The sequence below is a fragment of the Promicromonospora sp. NPDC057488 genome (genome assembly GCF_042802395.1).
In the GTDB taxonomy this organism is placed as follows: domain Bacteria; phylum Actinomycetota; class Actinomycetes; order Actinomycetales; family Cellulomonadaceae; genus Promicromonospora.
The window spans coordinates 1-22,726 of record NZ_JBHVEG010000041.1; the positions used below are offsets into that span (position 1 = coordinate 1).

17 protein-coding genes and 1 riboswitch are annotated in these 22,726 nt (G+C 73.8%); of the genes, 8 read left to right on the plus strand and 9 right to left on the minus strand.

All coding sequences use genetic code 11. From position 1 onward, the window contains the following. Positions 1-10: 10 nt before the first annotated feature. On the minus strand, positions 11-3,109 hold the full coding sequence (locus ACFU5G_RS11000; RefSeq protein WP_377243676.1) for a hypothetical protein: 3,099 nt from the start codon (positions 3,107-3,109) through the stop codon (positions 11-13). Positions 3,110-3,263: 154 nt separating this feature from the next. On the opposite strand from ACFU5G_RS11000, the gene ACFU5G_RS11005 reads away from it, so the two are divergent. Together ACFU5G_RS11005 and dxr are read left to right on the plus strand one after the other, a co-directional pair. Further along, positions 3,264-5,060, plus strand: coding sequence for a RyR domain-containing protein (locus tag ACFU5G_RS11005; RefSeq protein ID WP_377243679.1), 1,797 nt, complete (start codon positions 3,264-3,266; stop codon positions 5,058-5,060). A 13-nt stretch (positions 5,061-5,073) separates the two neighbouring features. Then, positions 5,074-6,243, plus strand: a complete 1,170-nt coding sequence (gene dxr / locus ACFU5G_RS11010) for a 1-deoxy-D-xylulose-5-phosphate reductoisomerase (RefSeq protein WP_377243682.1) — start codon at positions 5,074-5,076, stop codon at positions 6,241-6,243. Between the two features lie 30 nt (positions 6,244-6,273). On the opposite strand, the gene thiD is transcribed toward dxr, so the two are convergent. From thiD to ACFU5G_RS11035, 5 genes are all read right to left on the minus strand, one after another. After that, positions 6,274-7,113: a bifunctional hydroxymethylpyrimidine kinase/phosphomethylpyrimidine kinase gene (thiD, locus tag ACFU5G_RS11015; protein ID WP_377243764.1), complete on the minus strand. Its 840-nt coding sequence runs from the start codon at positions 7,111-7,113 to the stop codon at positions 6,274-6,276. Between the two features lie 89 nt (positions 7,114-7,202). Beyond that, positions 7,203-7,937, minus strand: coding sequence for a thiamine phosphate synthase (thiE, locus tag ACFU5G_RS11020; RefSeq protein WP_377243685.1), 735 nt, complete (start codon positions 7,935-7,937; stop codon positions 7,203-7,205). Further along, entirely contained in the window at positions 7,934-8,770 is an 837-nt protein-coding gene (thiM, locus tag ACFU5G_RS11025; RefSeq protein ID WP_377243688.1) for a hydroxyethylthiazole kinase, read from the minus strand. Before thiM ends, thiE begins: the two co-directional genes overlap by 4 nt. Then, positions 8,760-8,857, minus strand: a riboswitch (TPP riboswitch). It overlaps the preceding gene by 11 nt. A gap of 54 nt (positions 8,858-8,911) precedes the next feature. Continuing rightward, positions 8,912-9,508 (minus strand): GNAT family N-acetyltransferase, encoded by a 597-nt coding sequence (locus ACFU5G_RS11030; protein ID WP_377243691.1) that lies wholly within the window; start codon positions 9,506-9,508, stop codon positions 8,912-8,914. Next, on the minus strand, positions 9,505-10,089 hold the full coding sequence (locus tag ACFU5G_RS11035) for a TetR/AcrR family transcriptional regulator (RefSeq protein ID WP_377243694.1): 585 nt from the start codon (positions 10,087-10,089) through the stop codon (positions 9,505-9,507). The genes ACFU5G_RS11030 and ACFU5G_RS11035 overlap by 4 nt, the downstream gene beginning before the upstream one ends. A 124-nt stretch (positions 10,090-10,213) precedes the next feature. Between ACFU5G_RS11035 and ACFU5G_RS11040 the strand changes: the two genes are divergently transcribed. Both ACFU5G_RS11040 and ACFU5G_RS11045 read left to right on the plus strand, forming a co-directional pair. Next, a complete protein-coding gene (locus ACFU5G_RS11040) occupies positions 10,214-11,242 on the plus strand; it encodes an aldo/keto reductase (protein WP_377243696.1) in 1,029 nt (342 codons plus the stop codon). Positions 11,243-11,424: 182 nt separating this feature from the next. After that, entirely contained in the window at positions 11,425-12,144 is a 720-nt protein-coding gene (locus ACFU5G_RS11045) for an alkylphosphonate utilization protein (RefSeq protein WP_377243699.1), read from the plus strand. Between the two features lie 169 nt (positions 12,145-12,313). Here ACFU5G_RS11045 and ACFU5G_RS11050 read toward each other — a convergent pair whose 3' ends face one another. Both ACFU5G_RS11050 and ACFU5G_RS11055 read right to left on the minus strand, forming a co-directional pair. Beyond that, on the minus strand, positions 12,314-13,747 hold the full coding sequence (locus ACFU5G_RS11050) for an aspartate aminotransferase family protein (RefSeq protein WP_377243702.1): 1,434 nt from the start codon (positions 13,745-13,747) through the stop codon (positions 12,314-12,316). A 97-nt stretch (positions 13,748-13,844) separates the two neighbouring features. Further along, a complete protein-coding gene (locus ACFU5G_RS11055) occupies positions 13,845-16,151 on the minus strand; it encodes a hypothetical protein (RefSeq protein WP_377243705.1) in 2,307 nt (768 codons plus the stop codon). Between the two features lie 139 nt (positions 16,152-16,290). Between ACFU5G_RS11055 and ACFU5G_RS11060 the strand changes: the two genes are divergently transcribed. The 3 genes from ACFU5G_RS11060 (at position 16,291) to ACFU5G_RS11070 (ending at position 19,849) form a co-directional block, all read left to right on the plus strand. Beyond that, positions 16,291-17,613, plus strand: a complete 1,323-nt coding sequence (locus ACFU5G_RS11060) for a M50 family metallopeptidase (protein WP_377243708.1) — start codon at positions 16,291-16,293, stop codon at positions 17,611-17,613. Positions 17,614-17,686: 73 nt separating this feature from the next. Next, positions 17,687-18,829 carry a flavodoxin-dependent (E)-4-hydroxy-3-methylbut-2-enyl-diphosphate synthase gene (gene ispG, locus ACFU5G_RS11065; protein ID WP_182618458.1) on the plus strand — a complete coding sequence of 381 codons (1,143 nt, stop codon included), beginning with the start codon at positions 17,687-17,689 and terminating at the stop codon, positions 18,827-18,829. 60 nt (positions 18,830-18,889) lie between these two features. Next, positions 18,890-19,849 (plus strand): GNAT family N-acetyltransferase, encoded by a 960-nt coding sequence (locus ACFU5G_RS11070; protein WP_377243711.1) that lies wholly within the window; start codon positions 18,890-18,892, stop codon positions 19,847-19,849. Positions 19,850-19,864: 15 nt separating this feature from the next. On the opposite strand, the gene ACFU5G_RS11075 is transcribed toward ACFU5G_RS11070, so the two are convergent. Continuing rightward, positions 19,865-20,797: an Fpg/Nei family DNA glycosylase gene (locus ACFU5G_RS11075; RefSeq protein ID WP_377243714.1), complete on the minus strand. Its 933-nt coding sequence runs from the start codon at positions 20,795-20,797 to the stop codon at positions 19,865-19,867. A 93-nt stretch (positions 20,798-20,890) separates the two neighbouring features. On the opposite strand from ACFU5G_RS11075, the gene ACFU5G_RS11080 reads away from it, so the two are divergent. Next, the gene (locus tag ACFU5G_RS11080; RefSeq protein WP_377243717.1) at positions 20,891-22,717 is read left to right on the plus strand and encodes a proline--tRNA ligase; all 1,827 of its coding nucleotides are present in this window, start codon (positions 20,891-20,893) and stop codon (positions 22,715-22,717) included. Positions 22,718-22,726 lie beyond the last annotated feature (9 nt).

Here is a 22,726-nt window from a genome sequence, read left to right on the forward strand (position 1 = left end):
CGTCCGGCACTCAGCGGTTCTCGGGGCAGGTGGGGGTGGTCGCCAGGGAGACGCCGTCCGGCATGTCCGCAGCGGTCGGCTCCCGTCCCGCCATGGCGCAGGCCCGGGCGATCATCTGGTCGTCCGAGAAGGTCCAGCCCGTGGTGACGCCGTGGTCCTGGACCACGAGCAGCTGGCCGTCGCCGGCGTACACGTCGCCGGGCGCGACCTCGCCGCCGGGCGCGTAGAGCCGGGTCGCGAGCGCGCCGACCTTCTGGCCGGTCGCGATGTCGAAGAACGCCAGCGCCGCGCCCTGGTTGCGGGCCACGAGGTCGGGCCCGGGCAGCACCGCCAGCACGTCGCCGTAGGTGCCGGTCAGGTCGAGGGCCTCCGGGTCGCCCGGCCCGGCCACGGCGCGCAGCCGCACCTTCGCGTCGAGCCCGAGCGTGACGAGCCGCTCGGGCAGCATCATGTCCGCGCTGGCGCGTGCGCCGATCAGGTGCACCTGGTCCACGCTGCTGCCGCGCACGGTCCAGACGTCTCTCTCGCCCGTGGCGGCCGCGGTCAGGTCGGCGACCCGCAGCGAGAAGTCCCGGGGCGCGACGGCGACCTGGCTGCCGTCGTCGGCGACGGCCACCCGGCCGGGCTCCGCCCAGGCCGAGCCGAGCCGCGGTGTCGTACCGAGCGGACCGGGCACGTACAGCGCCCGCTCCTGCAGCCCGACGTCGAGCACGTGCAGCCCGGAGCAGGTGTCCACCAGCACCAGGTCGTCGCGGGTGCGCTGCGCGCTCACGATCGTGGCGCAGGCCGGGGCGCCGCCGTCCAGGCCGGGTGCCACGAGGTCGCGGAACCCGGCCTCGTAGCCGGCGGTCGTGCCGCCCTGGGTCCGGTAGGCCTCGCCGTCGGGGGTGACCAGCAGGAGCCGGTCCTGGTCGAGCCAGACCGGCAGCAGGGGCCGGCCGGCGTCGGGGCTGTCGGCCGGGAGCCGCACCGTGCCGAGCCCGTGGATCAGCACGGTGCCGTCCGACCAGGACGCCGCCGTGCTGGCCGGCTGCGTTGGTTCGGCGCGGTAGGTGGCCAGCACGGCCGTGGGGCCCGCCTGGGCCGGCCCGCCCGCGCCCGGGTCCTCGCCCGGGTCCTCGTCCTGCCCAGGCTCCCGCCCGGACTCCTGGCCGGTCGCCGCCGCGCCCGCCGCGCTCGGCAGGGGCACGTCCCCGTCGGTCCCGGCGGTGCTCCACAGCGCGATGCGGCCGTCCGACGCCGCCGCGACCCGGTCGACCCCGACCAGGACGGGCGACCCCGGCCCCCGGATACCGGACAGGTGCCAGGTGCGGTGCACGTCGGTCCCGGCGCCGATCTCGCACGCGACCAGCCCGCTGTCGGTGGCGACCAGGGCGCGGGTCGTGGCGTCGTCGACCGCGACGACCTCGGGGTCCGACCAGGCGCGCGGCACGGGGCAGTCCGCCGTGCGCGCGGTGCCGTCGGCCCAGTTGTGCAGGGTCACGGTCGTGGTGTCGCCGTCGGAGGCCAGCGTCGCCCAGTCGCGCAGGGAGGGGGACGGGACGCCGCCCTCGGGCAGGTCCACGGGGCCGCCGCCGGTCGGCTCCAGCGTGTCGAGGCTGCGGATCTCCAGGGTCCCGGCGGCGGCGTCCGCCACGGCGAGGGTGCGGCTGGAGCCGACGGCGAGCGACGTGACGCTCAGGTCGGTCTCGGCCTTGGTGCGGAACGCGAGGCGCTGCTCGGCGGGGCGCGCGGCGCCGTCGTCGGACTCCAGGACGGCGAGGTCCCGGCCGGCCAGGTTGATGGTGCCGATCCGGTTGCGGTCGCTGGTGGCGTCGTGCCAGGCGATGACCAGGGTGTCGCCGTCGGGCGTGACGGCGACCGCCGTCGTGCCCGGCAGGTCGAGGTGCGTCTGCCGGCTGGTGCTGTCGGCGGGCAGCGGCCCGAACCGGCCCAGGGTCACGCCGAGGTCGTCCACCGCGGCGACCACGGAGCCGTCGGCGCTGCCCGACACGACCGGGCCCGCGCGCCCCGACCCCGTGACCGAGCCGAAGGGCGTGCGGTCGCCGCGCAGCACGGTGGGCGCGCCGTCGTCGGGGTTCCAGCGCACCAGGTCCCCGGTCTCGGTGCGGCCGACGACGCCGGCGGCGGTCGGCGCGACGTCGGCCAGCCCGGTCTCCTCCGGGACGTCCACGGTGCGCAGCAGGTACGGGTCCGCGGGCTCGTTGGCCGTCACCGCGTTGAACAGCGCGGTCCGGGTCTGCCCGTCCCGCAGCCGGCGCACCGCCTCGACCGCCAGCAGCTGCGCGGTGGCCGGGTCGTCCTGGTGCACCACGTGCGACGTCGCGCCCAGCAGGTGCGCCTCGTTGGCGTTCACCGCCTCGTTCGCGCGGTCCGCCTCCCGCTGCGCGTACGCGAACGCGCCGATCGACAGGACGAGCATGACCGCCAGCGCCATGTTCACCAGCCGGTTGCGCAGGCCCGCCGAGCTCTGCCGGGCGATGTGCGCGCTGAGGATCTCCTCGGTGCTGACGTCCGAGCCACGCAGCGGGGCCACCAGCTCGGCGAGCACGCCCGGCCGGTCGGGGTGGTGCCGCCAGAACCGGCGTTGGCGCAGCATCGTCAGGTCGGTCCACTTGGGCTCGTGGTCGATCCGCTCCACCAGCGGCGCGGGCAGCGCCGTGGTGCTGATCGCGTCGATCTCGTTCGCCGTCTGGTCCCAGACGATCTTGCCGCTTGTCAGCGCCACCAGCAGGGTCTCGGGACCGCGGTGGTCGAGCCACCACGCGACCTCCTTGGCCACGTACTTCGAGCTCGCGGCGCCCTCCGAGGCGAACAGGATCAGGTAGTCGGACCGTTCGAGCTTGCGCACGATCGCGTCCCAGAGGCTCGGGTTGTTCGCCAGTCCCGTGCGGTCCAGGAAGACGTTCAGGTCCGGCACGTCGTCGCGCTTGTCGAAGTCGAGGAGCTCCGCGTGGAACGCCGGCGCGAAGTCGCCGTCCGAGTCCCTGCTGTAGGACAGAAAGGCGTCGTACCCGCCGGAGGGCGGCGCGGCGTGCGCGCGGCTGTTCCGGGCCACCCGCCCGGCGCGGCTGGTCGGTAGCAGGGAGCGGACAATCCGGTCGGTCATCCTGCTCCCGCAGCCTTTCCTCGGCGAATGTTTGCGGACCGGGAGAAACATATCCCCTGGTGTGTAGTGTCGCCGCAGGTCATGACGCTAGTCACCTTCGTGGTGAAATGCACGGTTAAGCACGGTTGGCTCGCCCGACGAGGAAGGCACCAAGATGGCACCGGAGCTGGTCGTCCCGCCCGACGGTCCCCGGCGGCTGCGCGTCCGCCGATCCTGGGTCCGCGCCGGCTTCGGCGCCCTGTTCGGCGTCGCCTTCGGCCTCGGGCTGTGGGGCTTCTGGCTCTACCGCACCTCGCCCGACTTCGAGTGGGGCACCAGCGCCTGGGACCTCGTCTACTACTCCGTGCAGCTCTTCGTGCTCGGCGCCGAGGCCACGAACCAGGGCGGTGATCTGCCCTGGCAGCTCCAGGCGGCCCGGTTCCTCGCCCCGGTCGCCACCGGCTACGCCGTCTTCGAGGCCGTGCGCTCGCTGTTCGCCGACCAGTTCGTGCTCATGCGCACCCGCCGCATGCGCGGGCACGCGATCGTCGTGGGCCGCGCGCCTGCGGCCGACCTCATCGCGGCGGCGCTCGCGGCCCGCGGCGCCGTCGTCGTGCGCACCGCGACCGGCGACGCCGCCTCGCTGCGCAACGCCGGCGTGGCGGGCGCCGCCGTCCTGTACGCCTGCGAGGCCGAGGACGACGAACCCGGGGTCAACGTGCTCACGGTCGCCGTGGCCAATCGTGCGGACCGGGCCGCCGACCTGCCGGGCCTGCGCCTGAACGCGCACGTCAGCGACCCGGAGCTCGCCCTCGCCCTGCAGGCGCGGCACCTGAGCCACCCCCAGCCGGGCGTCGACTTCTTCACGCTGGGCGAGCTCGTGGCCCGGTCCCTGGTGCGGCGCGACCGGATCGTCGCCCGCGGCACAGCGCCGCACATCTCCGTCGTCGGGCACGGGACGTTCGGCCGGGCGCTGGTCGTGGCGTTCGCGCGCCTGCGGAGCGTCGAGATCGCGTCCGGCGGCGAGCCGCTCACCGTGACCCTGGTCGGGCCCGGCGCGTGGGAGGCCGCGGCGGCGCTCCGCGCCCGCTGGCCCTCCGTGCGCGCCGCGTGCCGGCTGGTCCCCGTGGACACGTTCGCGCAGGTCCGGTCGGTCGGTGCGCCCCAGCGCGTCTACGTGTGCCACGACGACGACGGCGACGCGCTCCGGGAGGCGCTGCGCGACAGCGACCTCTGGCGCGCGAGCGAGGGCGCCGTCGTGCTGCGCCTGAACCGGCTGGCGGGGATGGGCGGGCTCTTCGGCGCGCACGACGGCGCCATCCTCGACGACCTCGCCGGCCGCCTCGACGTCGTGGAGCCCGGCACGCTGCTGCGCCGCGCGACCGCGCCGGGCGCCCTGGTGCACGACGACGTCTACGACCTCATGGCCGTCTCCGCGCACCTGACCTACCTGCGCAACCAGCGGGCCCGGGGCGTGGCCTGGCAGAGCACGCCCGCGATGGTCTCGTGGTCCGAGCTGTCGGAGGACCTGCGGGCCGCGAACCGCGCCCAGGTCCGTGCGATCCCGGACCGCCTGCGCCAGATGGGCTGCACCGTGGTGCCCGCCGGGAACGCGGAGCACGGCCGGATCCCGGAACCCGTCGTGGACGCGCGCGCCGTCGACGAGCACGACCGCTGGATGGCCGAGAAGGTCGCCGCGGGCTGGACCTACGGCCCCGAGCGCGACGACGCCCGCCGGCTGCACCCGGACCTGCGGCCCTGGGCCGACCTCTCGGAGGCCGACCGCGAGAAGGACCGCGCGGCGATCCGCGCCATCCCGGTCATCCTGGCCGACTTCGGCCTGCACGTCGTGCCGCTCGACGACGACGCCGGGTGGGAGGCCGCGGACGCCCCCGTGCCCGACCCGCGCGGCGTGGTCCGCGGCTGGCGGATGTTCGGCCGCGGCCGTGCGGAGCAGCCGGGCGAGGGCTGACAGGATGGGCACCATGCGAAGCGTCACCCTTCTCGGCTCCACCGGTTCCATCGGCACGCAGGCCATCGACGTCATCGGGCGCAACCCCGAGCGGTTCCGCGTGGACGCCCTGTCCGCGGGCGGCTCGGACCTGCCGCTGCTCGCGAGCCAGGCGGCCACGCTCGGCGTCCGCGCCGTCGCGGTCGCCGACCCGGCCGCGGGCCCCGCGCTGACCACGCTCCTGCGTGAGGCAGGCGCCGGCGACGTCGAGGTGCTCACCGGACCCGAGGCCGCCACCGAGGTAGCCGGCCGGGGCAGCGACGTGGTGCTCAACGGCATCACCGGCTCGGTCGGGCTGCGCCCCACCCTGGCCGCCCTGGCCGCGGACTCGACCCTCGCGCTGGCGAACAAGGAGTCGCTCGTGGTGGGCGGCGCCCTGGTGAAGGCCGCGGTGCGGCGCGAGGGCCAGATCGTGCCCGTGGACTCGGAGCACTCGGCGATCGCGCAGTCGCTGCGCTCGGGGGCGTCGTCCGAGGTGCGCAAGCTCGTGGTGACCGCGAGCGGCGGGCCGTTCCGCGGCCGCCCGCGCGCCGAGCTGCGCGACGTGACGCCCGCCCAGGCGCTGCGCCACCCCAACTTCGCGATGGGCCGCGTGGTCACCACCAACTCCGCGACGCTGGTCAACAAGGGGCTCGAGGTGATCGAGGCGCACCTCCTGTTCGACCTGCCGTTCAGCGCCATCGACGTCGTGGTGCACCCGCAGCAGATGATCCACTCCATGGTCGAGTTCGTGGACGGCTCCACGATCGCGCAGGCCGGGCCGCCGCGGATGCTCGTGCCGATCGCGCTCGGCCTGTCCTGGCCGGACCGGCTGCCCGACGTCGACGTCGGCATCGACTGGACGCGCGCCGCGAGCTGGGAGTTCCTGCCCCTGGACGACGACGCGTTCCCCGCCGTGCGGCTGGCGCGCCAGGTCGGCGAGGCCGGCGGCACCCATCCCGCGGTCTACAACGCCGCGAACGAGGTGTGCGTGGACGCGTTCCACGACGGGACGATCGGGTTCCTGGACATCGTGGACACCGTGGCCGCCGTCGTCGGGGCGCACGCGACCACGGGGGCGGGCGACGCGGGATCGGTCGACGGCGTCCTGGAGGCCGACGCCTGGGCCCGCGCCCGGGCGGCGGAGATCCTGAAGTCGGTCTGATGCCGGGGCGGTCCCGCTGGGGCCGATCGGTCAGGTTCGGCGGGTCGCGTGGGCGTGGTCGACCGGGCCGTGGCCCTGCCACGGGCCCGACGCCGTCCCGGTGCCGCCGACGACGAGGTCGTCCGCGGCGCGGAGCGCCCCGGTCAGGTACTCCTTTGCGGCCCGGACCGCGGGCTCCCAGCCGTCGTGCACCGGCCGCAGGACGGCGCAGGCCGAGCTCAGCGTGCAGCCCGTGCCGTGGGTGTTCCGGGTCGGCACGCGGGGCGCGGCCAGGGCGACGACGTCGTTCCCGCCGGGCCCCGCGAGGTGGTCGACCGACTCCGCCGAGTCGAGGTGCCCGCCCTTGACCAGCGCGTACCCCGCCCCGAGCGCACTCAGCGCCCGAGCCTGGTCCGCCGTCGCACGGCCGTCGCGGGCCGGTTCGACGCCGAGCAGAACGGCGGCCTCGGGCAGGTTGGGCGTGACGAGGTCGGCCAGGGGGAGCAGCTCGTCCCGGAGCACCGCCTCGGCGTCGGGCGCGAGCAGCCGGTCGCCCGACGTCGCGACCATCACCGGGTCGAGCACCACGAACGGCGCCCGCCCGGCGGCCCGCAGGTCGCGCAGGACGGCGGCGACCGCCCGCGCGACGGCGGCGTCCGTCGTCATGCCGATCTTGATCGTGTCCACGGCGACGTCGGCGAACAGCGTGTCGAGCTGCGCGCGCACCATGTCGGCGGGTACCGGGTGCACCCGCGTCACCCCGGTCGTCGACTGCGCCGTCAGCCCCGTGAGCACCGCGCAGCCGTAGCCGCCGAGCGCCGCGAAGGTCTTCAGGTCGGCCTGGATCCCGGCGCCGCCGGACGGGTCCGACCCGGCGATCGTCAGCGCCACGACGGGGTGCCCAGGCGGCCGGGTGCGCGGTCCGACGTCGGCTGCGAGGCGGGTGCGTGCTGCCGCGGACGGCGCGGCGTGCGGCGCGGTCATGCGGCGGGTCCCGCCGTCACGCCGGGCCGGCCGGTCGGCACGCGTCCGGTCGTCGGTTCGCCGCCCGGGTCCGGGCCGCCGCGAACCGCGGCCCACGCCCGGGCGATCTCCCGTGCCGCGGCGGCCGGGTCTGGCCGGCCGCAGACGGCGGACACCACGGCGCTCCCGGCCGCCCCCGCCCCGTGCAGCGCGGCGACGTCGGCGGCCCGCAGCCCGCCGATCGCCACGCAGGGGAGCGGCGAGGCGGCCGTGACGACGCCGAGCCGGGCGAAGCCGATCGCCGTACGGGCGTCGGCCTTGGTCAGGGTGGGCCGCACGGGCCCGACGCCCAGCAGGTCCACCGTGCCGGCCGGCAGGTCCGCGACCGCCCGCGCCTCCTCCGGCGTGCTCACGCTCAGCCCGAGGTGCCGGTCCGGGCCCAGGAGCCTGCGCGCGGAGAGGGGGTCCAGGTCGTGCTGGCCCACGTGGGCGCCGTCGGCGTCGACCGCGAGCGCGACGTCGACCCGGTCGTCGACGATCAGCGGCACCCCGAGGGGCCGGAGCAGCGCGACCAGGGCGTGGCCGAGGTCCACGAGCTCGCGCGTGCTCGCCCCCGGGTCGCGGAGCTGGACGGCGGTGACGCCGCCGTCGACCGCCGCACCCACCGTGGCGACGACCCCGGCGGGGCCGCCGCACTGCTGGGTGTCGGTGACGAGGTAGACGGACGGGTCGAGGCGGATCCGGGCGCTCACGCGCCGACCCGCGCGGCCGCGCCCGCGGCCGGGAAGGACTCGTTCACCAGCCCCGCGCCGAACCCGACCGCCTCGGCGTCCACGTCGAACACGCGGTCCACCAGCTCGACGGCGAAGCTGCCGGGCGTGGCCGACGTCGTGCGGTCCGCGGCGACGCAGAGCCAGGCCGTCGCGGCCGCCGCGGCGAGCAGCCGGTCCTCGGTGACGGCGGCGCACGCCGCGACCAGCGCGCCGAGCGAGCACCCGACCCCGGTCACGCGTGTCATGAGCGCCCTGCCCGCCTGGACGCGCACGACCCGCTCACCGTCGGTGATCAGGTCGGACGCGCCGCTCACGGCGATCACGGCGCCGGAGGACCGCGCCAGGCCGAGCGCGACGTCCCGCACGCCGTCGGGCGTGTCCAGGGAGTCGACACCGCGGCCGCCGGCCCCGCCCGCGAGCGCCTGGATCTCGGACGCGTTGCCGCGGACGACGGCGGGGCCGCGGGCGAACAGCTCGGCGGCGAGCCGGGTGCGCAGCGGCAGCGCGCCGATGGCCACGGGGTCGAGCACCCAGGGCACGCCGGCGGCGGTGGCGCCGTCGACGGCGGCGCGCATGCCGTCGGCCTGGCCGCCCTCGACGGTGCCGAGGTTGATCAGCAGCCCGCCGGCGACGCCGGCCATGACCGGCGCCTCCTCGGGGTCGGCGACCATGGCCGGTGCCGCGCCGGCGGCGAGCAGCACGTTCGCGGTGAAGTTGGTGACCACGACGTTGGTCACGCAGTGCACCAGGGGGGCGGTGTCGCGCACCGCGGTGACGACCGACGCGACGGCGTCGGGCAGGACGGAGCCCATGAGGCGTTCCCTTCGCTAGCACTACCTAGATCAGGTTCCACGGGTGCATCTCAGCCGGGCAGGTGCCCGGCGCCCCGCGCCAAGTGGGCCCACCCTAGTCGCGCACGGCGTCCGCACGGAACCGTCTCGGTGGGTGGGGTGCTAGCTCGGCCCGGTCGCGCTCCACTCGCTCGCGAGGATGCCCATGACGACGTCGTCGTGGTACCGGCCGGCGTGGAACACGGCCTCCCGCCGTCGGCCCTCCACGACGAAGCCGCACCGCTCGTAGGCGCGCCGCGCGTCGGTGTTGAAGGCCCAGACGCTCAGCTCGACGCGGTGCAGGTTCATCTCCTGGAAGGCGTGGCGGAGCAGGACACGGACGGCGTCCGGCCCGTAGCCGTGCCCGGTGTGCTCGGGCCCGAGGATGATGCCGAGGGTGCCGGTGCGCTGCGGCAGGCTTGCCCCGTAGACGGTCACGTGCCCGACGAGGTGCGGGTCCTCGAGGGTCTCGACGCTCAGGCCGACGGCGCCGGGGTCGGTGTTGGCGCTCCACGCACGGAACAGGTCTGCGGCGGTCCCGACCGGCCGGGGCCGGACGGTGGGCTGCTGCAGCGGCTGCCACTCGGTCTCCCGCCACCACCGGTCCAGGTGCGGCAGGTCGTCCTCGGCCAGGGGGCGCAGCCGGACGGCGCGGCCGACCAGCAGGCCGCGGCCGTAGTCCCGGGCGTCCTCGCTGCTGCTGAAGCCGGCTGCCGTCACGGGCGCCCGCCCGATCCGTACCGCAGCCCGTCGACGAGCAGGTCGAGCATGCGCCGGCCGTGGTCGGGTTCCTCGTCGCTCATCGGCAGGGACAGCTTGGAGACGGCGTAGAGCAGGTCCTTCGGGCTGGCGACGGCGCGGATGGCGCCGGCCGCGGCGGCGGCGTCGAGCAGGGAGCCGACGGCGGGGCCGAGCCGGCCGATGAAGTAGGCGGGCAGCGCGTCGAACGTTGGGTCGCCGGAGTGCAGCGCTGAGGCGAGCCCGCGCTTGGTCGCGAGGAACTCGGTGTAGCGGTGGAGCCACTTCTCCAGCGCGACGACCGGATCGTGCTCGGCGGCGAGGGCGGGGGCGGCGTCGGCGGTGGCGTCGACCTCGGCCTGGAACACGGCCTTGACCAGGTCGGACCGCTTGGGGAAGTGCCGGTAGAGCGTGCCGACGCCGACGCCCGCGAGGTCGGCGATCTCCTTCGCGGGCGCGTCCACGCCGGACGTGCCGAAGACCTGCTTGGCGGCGTCGAGCAGCGCGTCGATGTTGCGCTGCGCGTCGCGGCGCAGCGGCCGCTGCTCTGTGTGCTGGGTCACTTCTCTCCCGATCCGTTGCTAACCGGAACGTCTTTCCATATAGTTCTGGAAGAGCGTTCCGCTTAGTTCCAGGCTACGGCATCGCCGGTGCGCTCACCAGACCTCTCGACCCCAGGAGGGCCCCATGCAGTACCGCAGCCTCGGCCGGACCGGCATCAAGGTCAGCCCCTACGCGCTCGGCGCGATGATGTTCGGTGCGATCGGCAACCCCGACCACGACGAGTCGGTCAAGATCATCCACAAGGCCCTCGACGCGGGCATCAACTTCATCGACACGGCCGACGCGTACTCGCGGGGCGAGTCCGAGGAGATCGTGGGCAAGGCGCTCAAGGGGCGGCGCGACGACGTCGTCCTGGCCACCAAGGTGCATCTGCCCATGAGCGACGACCCCAACCACCGGGGCAACTCCCGGCGCTGGATCATCGCCGAGGTCGAGAACTCGCTGCGCCGTCTCGGCACGGACCACATCGACCTGTACCAGATCCACCGGCCCGACCCGGACACCGACGTCGAGGACACGCTGGCGGCGCTGACCTACCTGATCAACTCGGGCAAGGTGCGCACCATCGGCTCGTCCACCATGCCCGCCGCCGACATCGTCCAGGCCCAGTGGGTCGCCGAGCGGCGCGGCCTGGAGCGGTTTCGCACCGAGCAGCCGCCGTACTCGATCCTGAACCGCGGCATCGAGCGCGACGTGCTGCCCGTGGCCCAGCAGTACGGCATGGGCACGCTGGTCTGGAGCCCGCTGGCCGGGGGCATGCTCACCGGCAGGTACCGCAAGGGCCGCGCCAGCGACGCCCACCGGGCGCAGTACGGGTTCGCGCACCTGCAGGACGAGCGGCGCCTCGACGTCGTCGAGCAGCTCATCCCCGTCGCCGAGGAGGCCGGGCTGCCGCTGAACCACCTCGCGATGGCGTTCGCGATCGCGCACCCGGGTGTCACCTCCGCGATCATCGGGCCGCGCACCATGGAACACCTCGACAGCGCGCTCGCCGGCGCCGAGGTCAGCCTGAGCGACGAGATCCTCGACCGGATCGACGCGATCGTCCCGCCCGGCACCGACGTCAGCCGCCTCGACATGGCCTACGACCCGCCGGCCATCCAGCAGGCGACCCTGCGCCGCCGCCCGGCGGAACAGCGCGCGGCGGCCTGACCCGGCCGGGCTGCGCCCGAGGCTGCGCCCGAGGCTGCGCCCGATAGTGCGCTTCTACCCAGTCATTGCGCCCGGAAACGGGCCAGTTCCGGGCGTAATGGCTGGGTAGACGCGCACCTCGTGGGCGGGCCGTTAGAGTTCAGCGCATCTGTCCGGTTTGCGGTGATGGATGTGGGGTCGTGATGACGAAGACCTGGAACCCCGAGATCCGGGCGCGGAGAATCCCTGGGCCGTCGGCCCTTGCGGTGGTACGTGTCGCGGTGCTCTCAGGCCTCGGTGGGCTGGTCCTTCTTGTCATCACTGCCGCCGTGTTCTTGTTCCAGGCCGCGATCGGGGGCCAGGATCCGGATTCTGCACCTGTGCCGTTCGGTCCCTTCGCCGTGGCTCTGGCACTGGGGTTGCTCTCGCGCGCCGGCATGGCCTACATGGAGCACGGCCCCCAGGCGGCGGAGCTGCGTGCCGGATACACGACCGTGTTCGTGACGCCGGACCGAGTTCCGCACGTCGATCCCCGGAGCAACCGAGTCATCCGCCTGGCGGGGGAGCCTGCGCTCGACCGGGCTGAGCACCGGCGCCGGCTCGGCTTGGCCCGTGAGTCCGCGCGCCGCGACAGGGAGGTCCACCGCATCGGGGGCACCGCTCGAACAGCAGCGCCGACGCCGGAGATCGAGGACTGGGCCGCCGTGATCCGGGACGCCGACGGCACACCCCTGGCCGACGGCGACACCGTGATTGTCCTCAAGAGACTCTCGGGCAAGGGGTCGTCCGCCGTCGTGCCGGCCGGAACGCGGCTGCGGAACATCCGGCTGCGCCACGAAGCCGACGACGACCGCCTCGTGGGCGCCGTCGCCCGCGGGGCCGGACCGGTGCGCCTGCGACCGAGCGCCGTCCGGAAGGTCTGACGTGAGAGCTCCGGCGGTGTGACCACCGCAGTGCCGAACCGTGCGCCGCGGTCAAATGTGCGCTTCTACCCAGCGATTGCGCCCGAAAACACGTCCGTTCCGGGCCCAATGACTTGGTAGAAGCGCACTGCTGCGCCGCTCCGCCGACCCGCCGGCGTTCGGCGCCCGGTCAGAGCCGCGTCCACGCCTCGCTCAGCACCCCGCGCAGGATCTGCTCGATCTCCTCGAACTCCGGCTGCCCGATCGTGAGCGGCGGCGCGAGCTGCACCACCGGGTCCCCGCGGTCGTCGGCGCGGCAGTACAGGCCGGCCTCGAACAGCGCCGGGGTGAGGAACCCGCGCAGCAGCCGCTCGGCGTCGTCGCCCGAGAACGTCTCCCGCGTGGCCTTGTCCCGGACGAGCTCGATCGCGTAGAAGTACCCGGCGCCGCGCACGTCGCCCACGATCGGCAGGTCGTACAGCCGCTCCAGGGTGGACCGGAAGGCCGGCGCGTTCTCCTTGACCCGTCCGGTCAGGTCCTCCTGGTCGAACAGGTCAAGGTTCGCCATGGCCACCGCCGCGGAGACCGGGTGCCCGCCGAACGTGTACCCGTGCGCGAACGTCGTCGAACCGTGGGCGAACGGCTCGTACACCCGGTCCGAGACCAGACAGGCGCCGATCGGGGAGTAGCCCGACGCCATGCCCTTGGCGCACGTGATCATGTCGGGCACGTAGCCGAAGTCGTCGCACGCGAAGATCGAGCCGATCCGGCCGAACGCGCAGATCACCTCGTCGGAGACCAGCAGCACGTCGTGCCGGTCGCAGATCTCGCGCACCCGCTCGAAGTACCCCGGCGGGGGCGGGAAGCAGCCGCCCGCGTTCTGCACCGGCTCCAGGAAGACGGCGGCCACCGAGTCCGGGCCCTCCGTCTCGATGAGCACCTCGATCTGGTCGGCGGCCCACCGGCCGAACGCCTTCGGGTCGTCGCGCAGGTCCTCGGACGCCCGGTAGATGTCGGTGTTCGGCACCTTGAACGCGCCCGGGACCAGCGGCTCGAACGGCGCCTTGAGACCCGGCAGGCCCGTCACCGACAGCGCGCCGTGCGTGGTGCCGTGGTAGGCGATGTTCCGGGAGATCACCTTGTGCTTGCCCGGTCTGCCCTGCAGCTTCCAGTACTGCTTGGCCAGCTTGAACGCCGTCTCCACGGCCTCCGAGCCGCCGGTCGTGAAGAACACGCGGTTCAGGTCGCCCGGGGCCAGGTCGGCGAGCCGTTCGGCCAGGTCGATGGCCGGCGGGTGCGCGAACGACCACAGCGGGAAGTAGGCGAGCTCGCCCGCCTGCCGCGCCGCCGCCTCGGCGAGCACCCGGCGGCCGTGCCCCGCCTGGACCACGAACAGCCCCGACAGCCCGTCGATGTACCGGCGGCCGGCCGCGTCCCAGACATGGTGGCCCTCGCCGCGCACCAGGGTCGGCACCCCGGCGTCCCAGGCGGACTGCCGCGTGAAGTGCCCCCAGAGGTGGCGCCGGGCGGCGTCGCCCCGCGGGGTGCCGCGCGGCGTGCGGTTCGCGCCGTCGGGTGCATCCCTGGGCACGTCCCCGGGCACGGACACAGAGCTTCCGGTCATCGTGATCCCCCGTCGTGGAGCGGCGACCCGACCAGGCTACGTGTCAGACGTACAGGTCACCCGGGGGACCTGTACGTCTGATACGGAGGGGGAGGGGCTAGCGCCGGCTCGTCCAGCTGAAGACCGCCCAGCCCGTCACCAGCGCACCCACGGTGACCAGAGCGGTGGCCGTGACCGCCTGGAGCGGGCCGATCAGCGACGCGTCCAGCGCCACCTGGACCGTGCCGATCAGGGCATAGACACCGGCGAACACCGTGATGGCCGACAGCGTCCCGTCCATCAGCCGACGGCGGGAGCGCTCGCGCCGCGCCTCGGCGGCCCGCTCGCGGTCGTTGTGCAGGCGTTCGAGCGCGGCGAGGCGCGCCGCGATGGGCTCCTGGAGCAGCTCGCGCAGCCGTTCGGTGACCCCCGCCGCCTGCTGCTCGAACCGCGAGGCGTGCAGCAGCTGGTTGAGCATGCGCGACTCGAGCGCGGACGCGAGGAACGTGGGGGAGGTGATGGTGGTCAGCGTGGTGCGCACCTCGGACGCGAACTCGTGCAGCCGCAGCTGCTCGCGGGTGAGGCCCTCCTTGCGGTCGGCCAGGTCGGCACCGTTGTTCACGTCATGGTCGACGAGCATGGCCGCGACGGTGCGCAGGTGGTCGGCCAGCGTGGCGTTCCAGGCGCTGAACAGCCCGTTGAGGCTGGCCACGAACTCGGCGAGCGACCCGTACTGGGAGATCTTGAAGTGCGCCGTGCCGACCAGCGCCACGGTCGTCGAGTTGGTGGCCACGGCCACGACGTCGCCCAGGTGCCGCACCCCCTCCAGCAGCACGGGGTTGCGCTGGGGCAGCGTCCAGTCGCACAGGGTGGCCGTGCCGTACGACACGGGCTGCAGCAGCACCTGCGAGCCGAACGCGGCCAGCATCTCGTCCCCCATGGAGACCGGCGTGCGCCGTTCCGGGGGTGCCGCCGGGCCGCGGCCCCGGCTGGCCTCGTAGACGGTGGTGACCACGTGCGCTCGTCCCTGGGCGATCTCGGTGCCCTCGCGGACCAGGTCCGCCGTCGCGCGCTGGAGCAGGTCGGCCAGGTCGAAGAGGCGTTCCGGCGGCAGGGCGCCACCCGGGTCGACGTCGACGGGCGAGCCGTCCAGCGCGATCCACCGCACCCGGATGTCGGCGTGCAGGTTGGACAGCCGGAACCGCGCGTCGCGGACCTGCTGCGGCGACTGGTCGCGCGACGAGTAGCGGAACCGTACGTAGTGGTTGCCGAACTCGGTGAACCGCACGTCGCAGGACAGCTCGGCGATGAACGTCCCGTCCGGCTGCTCCAGGCGCACGTTCGGCATCGACAGCGACGCGCCGCCGTAGGGGCGCGCCGCCCGGTCCACGCTCGCCCAGACGTCGTCCATCTTGAGGCGGCCGCGCACGGCGAAGGCCTGGACGCCGAGCAGCTCGGGGCGCTCGTCGCGGTGCGCGAGCCGCCGGATCGCCGTGACCGCGGCGGCCGGCCGCACGTCGCGCAGCCCGAACGGGTAGATGTAGACCGTCCGCAGCCGGTCGAGCGTGAGCCAGGTCGAGTCGAGGTTGCGGTGCAGCTCCGCCAGGTGCATCCGGTAGGAGCGCAGCTCGCTGGCCAGGATGTAGTTCAGGTGCCGGTCCGTCTCGGCGGCGCGCAGGCCGGCGAGCGCGGGGCCGAGCCGCGCCGGCTCGCCCGCCATCGCCTCGGACGCAGCCCGGGCCGCCTCGGCCAGCGCGCGGAAGTAGCGGATGCGGGTCACGGCCTGCGGCACCAGCGCGCGCCGGAACGGCGACGTCGGGTCGGGGATCGCCCGCGCCGCCGTCAGCAGCTCACCGCACCGCTCACCGGCGCGGCCGGCGGCGTCCGCCACGCGGTCGAGGTCGCCCGCGCTGCGCGCGGCCGCCGTGTGCATCTGCGTGATGAGGGTGCGCAGCAGCACGGCGACGGCGTCGCCCTCGGCCCGGCAGACGTCGTCGGGCGCGTCGTCGCGGCACGTCTCCCAGGTCTCGACGAAGGCCCGCAGCGGCACGATGATGCGGCCGTGCCGGAACGTGTACTGCAGCGCGTCGCCGGCCTGCGACCACAGGTACACGCCCAGCAGCGCGGCGGCCCGCGGCCGGCCGGTCACCGCTCTCAGGGCGGCGGCGGTCTGCGGGCCGCGCAGGTCGCCGGGCACGGGGTGGCGGCGGTTCGGCGCGTCGCCGTCGTCGCCCATGTTCCAGCGCGAGGCGGCCCAGATCTCGTTGACGTCCACGCCGATCTCGCGCAGCTGCCGGGCCACGCGGGAGTCGCCGTCCGCGGCGGACCAGGCCTCGGTCTGGAAGATCGAGGTCAGGCTCTCCGTGAGAGAGGCCGGGCCGTGCGCGTGCAGCTCCCGGAACCCAGGGACAGACGAAACCGACATGTCGTCAGGTTAATGATCAGTAACCGGTGTTTCAAGGAATGACCATGTTCTCGGCGCCAGGTGAACGTCGGGTGGCCGTACCGGGGGGAGCCGTGCGCGCCCCGCCGGGCTGTCAGCCAGGTGTCGTAGTCTCGGTCCCGTGAGCATCGTTCCGCACATCGTTGGTGTGCTCGTCCTGCTGGTCGGCGTCCTCGTCTCCGTCGGTCTGCACGAGCTGGGGCACATGATCCCGGCCAAGAAGTTCGGCGTCCGCGTGAGCCAGTACATGGTGGGTTTCGGCCCCACCCTCTGGTCGCGCACCAAGGGCGAGACGGAGTACGGCGTCAAGGCCATCCCGCTCGGCGGTTTCGTGCGCCTGGTCGGCATGATGCCGCCCGCCCCTGAGGGCACGCCGCGCAAGAAGGGCTTCTGGAACGAGCTCGTGGCGGACGCGCGCGACGCGTCGGTCGCGGAGGTGCGGCCCGGTGAGGAGCACCGCGCCTTCTACAACCTCTCGACGCCCAAGAAGCTCGTGGTCATGTTCGGCGGGCCCTTCATGAACCTCGTGATCGCCACGTTCCTCATGGCGATCATCCTGATCGGCTACGGCCTGCCCGCCGTCTCGACCACGGTCGCGCAGCTCTCCGAGTGCGTCCCGGCCTCCGCGACGTCCGGCGCCGCCGGCGACGACTGCGAGGGCCGGCCCGCCGCGCCGGCCGCCGCGGCCGGGCTCCAGCCCGGCGACGAGGTGGTCTCGTTCGGCGGCACCGAGGTGACCGGTTGGCAGCAGCTGGTCGGCCTCATCAACGACTCCGCGGGGCGCGAGTCCGACGTCGTGGTGCTCCGCGACGGCGAGCGCGTCACGCTCGAGGTCACCCCCGCCGAGACCGAGCGCCCCGTCGTCGACGAGCAGGGTGCCGCGGTCCTGGGGGCCGACGGCGAGCCGCTCACCGAGCCGGGCGGGTTCGTGGGCTTCTCCCCGCTCCAGGTCCGCGAGCCCCAGCCGCTGTCCCGCGTGCTGCCCGAGGTGGGCAACATGACGTGGCAGACGGCGACCATGGTGGCCACCCTCCCGGTCCGCGTGGCCGACGCCGCCACCCAGGCCTTCACCGCCGAGGAGCGCTCGCAGGACTCGGTGCAGTCCATGGTGGGCGTCGCGCGCATCAGCGGCCAGATCATGGCGCTGGACGAGGCGATCCTCGACCGCGTGATGATCTACCTGAGCCTGCTCGCCAGCCTGAACATCGCGCTGTTCGTCTTCAACCTCATCCCGTTGCTGCCGCTCGACGGCGGGCACCTGGTCAACGCCCTCTACGAGGGCGGCAAGCGCACGGTCGCCCGGGTGCGCGGAGCGGCGGTCCTGCCCGGCCCGGCCGACGTCGCCCGCATGACGCCCGTGGCGTACGTGGTCTTCCTCGTCCTGCTCGGGGTGGGCGGCGTGCTCATCGTGGCGGACCTGGTGGATCCCGTGCGAATCACGTGACGCCGGGCACGAAGTACGTTTTGACCCTTCCGAAGAGTGGATACTTGAGTTCGTGACCGCAATCAGCCTCGGCATGCCAGCAGCACCCCCGCCGGTCCTCGCCCCTCGCCGCAAGACCCGCAAGATCAAGGTCGGCAAGGTCGAGGTGGGCGGTGACGCACCCATCAGCGTGCAGTCGATGACCACCACGCCCACCACCGACATCAACGCGACCCTCCAGCAGATCGCGGAGCTCACCACGGCAGGCTGCGACATCGTGCGCGTCGCCGTCCCGACCTCCGACGACGCCGAGGCGCTGCCGATCATCGCGAAGAAGTCCCAGATCCCCGTGATCGCGGACATCCACTTCCAGCCCAAGTACGTCTTCCAGGCGATCGACGCCGGCTGTGCCGCCGTCCGCGTGAACCCGGGCAACATCCGCAAGTTCGACGACCAGGTCAAGCAGATCGCGCAGGCCGCGAAGGACGCCGGCATCTCGATCCGCATCGGCGTCAACGCGGGCTCGCTCGACAAGCGCATCCTCGAGAAGTACGGAAAGGCCACCCCGGAGGCCCTCGTGGAGTCCGCCGTGTGGGAGGCCAGCCTCTTCGAGGAGCACGACTTCCACGACTTCAAGATCTCGGTCAAGCACAACGACCCCGTGGTCATGGTGCGCGCCTATGAGCTGCTCTCCGAGCGCGGCGACTGGCCCCTGCACCTCGGTGTCACCGAGGCCGGCCCCGCGTTCCAGGGCACCATCAAGTCGGCCACCGCGTTCGGCGCCCTGCTCAGCAAGGGCATCGGCGACACGATCCGCGTCTCCCTCTCGGCCCCGCCGGTCGAGGAGGTCAAGGTCGGCAACCAGATCCTGCAGGCGCTCAACCTGCGCCCGCGCAAGCTCGAGATCGTCTCCTGCCCGTCGTGCGGCCGCGCCCAGGTGGACGTGTACACGCTCGCCGAGAAGGTCACCGCCGGCCTCGAGGGCATGACCGTCCCGCTGCGCGTCGCCGTCATGGGCTGCGTCGTCAACGGCCCGGGCGAGGCCCGCGAGGCCGACCTCGGCGTCGCGTCCGGTAACGGCAAGGGCCAGATCTTCGTCAAGGGCGAGGTCATCAAGACCGTCCCCGAGGCGATGATCGTCGAGACCCTCATCGAAGAGGCGATGCGTCTCGCGGATGAGATGCCCACGCCGGAGAATGAGGCACAGGCCGGTTCGCCGGTCGTCTCGGTCGGCTGAGCCGCGTCGGATCCCAGGGCTCGGGCGATACTGAAGGGTCAGACTCGAACGGAGCAAGGCATGTCTCGGTGGCGCACCCCGGTTCCGGCCGGGGCGCGCCCTGACGGGCCGCACGAACCGGGCGAACAGGACATTCGCGCGGACGGCGACGGCGAGGTGGTCGCCCGGGCGCTGACCCGGAACGACCTGCCGCAGGCGCTCGCCGTCTGTGCCCTGGATCCCGTCGCCTCGGTGCTCGCCACGGCCCGGCTGGAGATCGCGCTCCGCTCCGGGTTCGGCGCCGCCGCGGGCCAGGCCTGGGGGTTCCCCGCCGTCGGCCCGCTGGAGGCGGTCTGCTGGTCCGGCGCCAACCTGGTGCCCGTGGTCCCGATCACCGACCTCGCCCGCCGCGCCGAGGCGATCGCCGCCTTCACGACCGTCGCCCGTCTCTACGGGCGGCGGTCGTCGTCGATCGTGGGGGAGCAGCGGGCGGCGCTCGGGCTGTGGGAGCGGCTGTCCCCGCACTGGCCCCCGGCGCGCGACGTACGCGCCGACCAGCCGTCGATGGCCATCGGCAGCGCGCCCTCCGTGCCGGCCGAGCCCACGGTCCGCCGTTCCGTGCCGGCCGAGCTGGACCTCGTGCTGCCCGCCTGCGTGCGCATGTTCACCGAGGAGGTCGGCTACTCGCCGATCGCCTCGGGCGGCTCCGCCTACGCGGAGCGGGTGCGCTCGCTCATCACCGAGGGGCGCTCGTTCGTCCGCCTCGTGCCCGACGGCGACGGGCGGCCCGCCGTCGGTTTCAAGGCCGAGCTCGGCGCCGTGGCCGGCGGGGTCGCCCAGGTGCAGGGCGTCTGGGTCGAGCCGGCGTTCCGCGGCCGCGGCTGGTCCGAGTCCGGCATGGCCGCGGTGGTCGACGCGACCCGCGCCACCATCGCGCCGATCGTGTCGCTCTACGTGAACGCCTACAACGAGCGTGCCGTGGCGGCCTACCGGCGCGTGGGCTTCGAACAGGTCGGCACGTTCGCGACGGTCCTGTTCTGACGCCCGGCGGCCCGGTCAGCGCAGCAGCTTGGACATCCGGCGGTCCGCCAGCGGCTTGCCGCCCGTCTGGCACGTCGGGCAGTACTGCATCGACCGGTCGGCGAACGACACCTCGTGCACGACGTCGCCGCACGGCGTCCCGTCCCATCCCGGGCAGGGCTGACCGGTCCGGCCGTGCACCCGCATCCCCGCGCGCTTCGCGTCCTTGAGCTCCTTGGCCGGCTTGCCCGACGCCGCCGCGATCGCCTCCGTGAGCACGTCACCGATCGCGGTGTGCAGCCGGGCGGTCTCCTCGGGCGTGAACGAGCCCGTCAGCTTGTACGGGCTGAACCGGCCCACGAGCAGGATCTCGTCGCTGTAGGCGTTGCCGATGCCCGCGATGGCGCGCTGGTCCCGCAGCAGGCCCTTGACCTGCTGGTTCTTCGCGGACAGCAGCCCGGCCAGCACCTCGGTCGTGAACGCGGGGTCGAGCGGCTCCACCCCCAGGGAGGCGACCATCTCGATCTCGGCCGGGTCGCGGACCACGTGCACCGCGAGCCGCTTGCGGGTGCCCGCCTCGGTCAGGTCGAAGCCCGAGCCGTCGTCCAGCCGCACGCGCAGCGCGAGGACGGCGCCCCGGCTGGAACCGCCCAGCGACGGCCGGACCGGTTTGGTGGGCAGGGCGTCCGACCAGCGCACCCAGCCGCCGCGCGAGAGATGGAAGACCAGGTGCAGCGGGGCGCCGTCGGCCCCGGGGTCACCGCCGGACGGCCCGGGGGAGACCACCAGGTCCAGCCACTTGCCGTGCCGGGCGACGTCCACGACCCGGCCGCCGGCGAGCGCGGCGGGCTGCGGGTCGAACGTCTTGAGCGCCGCGATCGAGCCCACCTCCACCGCGCTGACCGTGCGTCCCGCGGTCCGCGCGCGCAGGAAGTCGGCGAGCGCGGCGACCTCGGGCAGCTCCGGCATGGCCTCATCCTCCGCAACTTCCCGGGACACGGCAAGGTAAGCACTGCTAATTCCAGGCGAGCCGCAGCGTCTCGCGCGGATAGGCTGTGCCCCATGTCTTCCGCACGCCTCACTCAGGGCGACGTGCTGCGCATGTCGTCCCTCTTCGTCCGTACCCTGCGCGAGGACCCGGCCGAGGCCGAGGTCGCCAGCCACAAGCTCCTCGTGCGGGCCGGGTACATCCGCCGGGCCGCCCCGGGCATCTACTCGTGGCTGCCGCTCGGTCTGCGGGTGCTGGCCAAGATCGAGGCGATCGTCCGCGAGGAGATGGTCGCGATCGGCGGCCAGGAGGTGCACTTCCCGGCGCTGCTGCCGCGGGAGCCCTACGAGGCGACGGGCCGCTGGGAGGAGTACGGCGCCGGCCTGTTCCGGCTCAAGGACCGCAAGGACGCCGACTACCTGCTCGCGCCCACGCACGAGGAGATGTTCGCGCTCCTGGTCAAGGACCTGTACTCGTCGTACAAGGACCTGCCGGTCACGCTGTTCCAGATCCAGACCAAGTACCGCGACGAGGCGCGCCCCCGCGCCGGCCTGATCCGCGGGCGCGAGTTCATCATGAAGGACTCGTACTCGTTCGACGTCAAGGACGAGGGCCTGGACGTCAGCTACCAGAAGCACCGCGAGGCGTACGAGAAGATCTTCACGCGCCTCGGCCTGGACTACGTGATCGTCTCCGCGATGTCGGGCGCCATGGGCGGCTCCCGCTCCGAGGAGTTCCTCTCGCCCTCGCCCATCGGCGAGGACACCTTCGTGCGCTCGCCCGGCGGCTACGCCGCCAACGTCGAGGCCGTGGTCACGCCCGTCCCCGACGCGGTCCCGTACGACGACGCCCCCGCGGCCCACGTCGAGGACACGCCCGACACCCCGACGATCGCCACGCTGGTCGACGTCGCGAACGCGAAGTTCCCCCGGCCCGACCGGGCCTGGACCGCCGCCGACACCCTGAAGAACGTGGTGCTCGCGCTGGTCCAGCCCGACGGTACCCGCGAGCTCGTCGTCGTCGGCCTGCCCGGCGACCGCGAGGTCGACCTCAAGCGCATCGAGGCGGCGCTGACGCCGGCCGAGCCCGAGGCCGCCACCGAGGAGGACTTCAAGAAGTTCCCCCAGCTGGTCAAGGGCTACATCGGGCCGCAGGCGCTCGGTCCCCAGGGCGAGCAGGTCGAGGGCGAGGACGGCGAGAAGGTCCCCGCCATCCGCTACCTCCTGGACCCGCGCGTGGTGCCCGGCACCCGCTGGATCACGGGCGCCAACGCGCCCGGCAAGCATGTCTTCGACCTAGTGGCCGGCCGGGACTTCACCGCCGACGGCACCGTCGAGGCCGCCGAGGTGCGCGCCGGTGACCCGGCCCCCGACGGCTCCGGCCCCCTGGATCTCGCGCGCGGCATCGAGATGGGCCACATCTTCCAGCTCGGCCGCAAGTACGCCGAGGCCCTGGGCCTCGTCGTGCTCGACGAGAACGGCAAGCAGGCCGTGGTGACCATGGGCTCGTACGGCGTCGGCGTCACGCGTGCCCTGGCCGCGCTGGCCGAGGCCAACCACGACGAGCGCGGCCTGGCCTGGCCGGCGCACGTCGCGCCGGTGCACGTGCACGTGGTCGCCGCGGGCAAGGACGCCGCGGTGTTCGAGGCGGCCGAGAAGATCGCCGAGGAGCTCGCCGCCCGTGGCGTCGAGGTGCTCTACGACGACCGGGCCGGCAAGACGTCGCCGGGCGTGAAGTTCAAGGATGCCGAGCTGCTCGGCGCCCCGCTCGTGGTCACGGTTGGCAAGGCCCTGGCCGACGGCGTGGTCGAGGTCCGGCCGCGCGCGGGCGAGGCGGAGCAGTACCCGGTCGACGGGATCGTGGACGCCGTGTCCGGGAAGGTCGCGGCGCTCCTCGCCTGAGTTGCTCCA

What these genes read in the sequence shown, in the direction of transcription:
- ACFU5G_RS11000 (WP_377243676.1), bottom strand. Translation starts at nt 3,109, where the DNA reads ATGACCGACCGGATTGTCCGCTCCCTGCTACCGACCAGCCGCGCCGGG.
- ACFU5G_RS11005 (WP_377243679.1), top strand. Translation starts at nt 3,264, where the DNA reads ATGGCACCGGAGCTGGTCGTCCCGCCCGACGGTCCCCGGCGGCTGCGC.
- dxr (WP_377243682.1), top strand. Translation starts at nt 5,074, where the DNA reads ATGCGAAGCGTCACCCTTCTCGGCTCCACCGGTTCCATCGGCACGCAG.
- thiM (WP_377243688.1), bottom strand. Translation starts at nt 8,770, where the DNA reads ATGGGCTCCGTCCTGCCCGACGCCGTCGCGTCGGTCGTCACCGCGGTG.
- ACFU5G_RS11040 (WP_377243696.1), top strand. Translation starts at nt 10,214, where the DNA reads ATGCAGTACCGCAGCCTCGGCCGGACCGGCATCAAGGTCAGCCCCTAC.
- ACFU5G_RS11045 (WP_377243699.1), top strand. Translation starts at nt 11,425, where the DNA reads ATGACGAAGACCTGGAACCCCGAGATCCGGGCGCGGAGAATCCCTGGG.
- ACFU5G_RS11050 (WP_377243702.1), bottom strand. Translation starts at nt 13,747, where the DNA reads ATGACCGGAAGCTCTGTGTCCGTGCCCGGGGACGTGCCCAGGGATGCA.
- ACFU5G_RS11055 (WP_377243705.1), bottom strand. Translation starts at nt 16,151, where the DNA reads ATGTCGGTTTCGTCTGTCCCTGGGTTCCGGGAGCTGCACGCGCACGGC.
- ispG (WP_182618458.1), top strand. Translation starts at nt 17,687, where the DNA reads ATGCCAGCAGCACCCCCGCCGGTCCTCGCCCCTCGCCGCAAGACCCGC.
- ACFU5G_RS11070 (WP_377243711.1), top strand. Translation starts at nt 18,890, where the DNA reads ATGTCTCGGTGGCGCACCCCGGTTCCGGCCGGGGCGCGCCCTGACGGG.
- ACFU5G_RS11075 (WP_377243714.1), bottom strand. Translation starts at nt 20,797, where the DNA reads ATGCCGGAGCTGCCCGAGGTCGCCGCGCTCGCCGACTTCCTGCGCGCG.
- ACFU5G_RS11080 (WP_377243717.1), top strand. Translation starts at nt 20,891, where the DNA reads ATGTCTTCCGCACGCCTCACTCAGGGCGACGTGCTGCGCATGTCGTCC.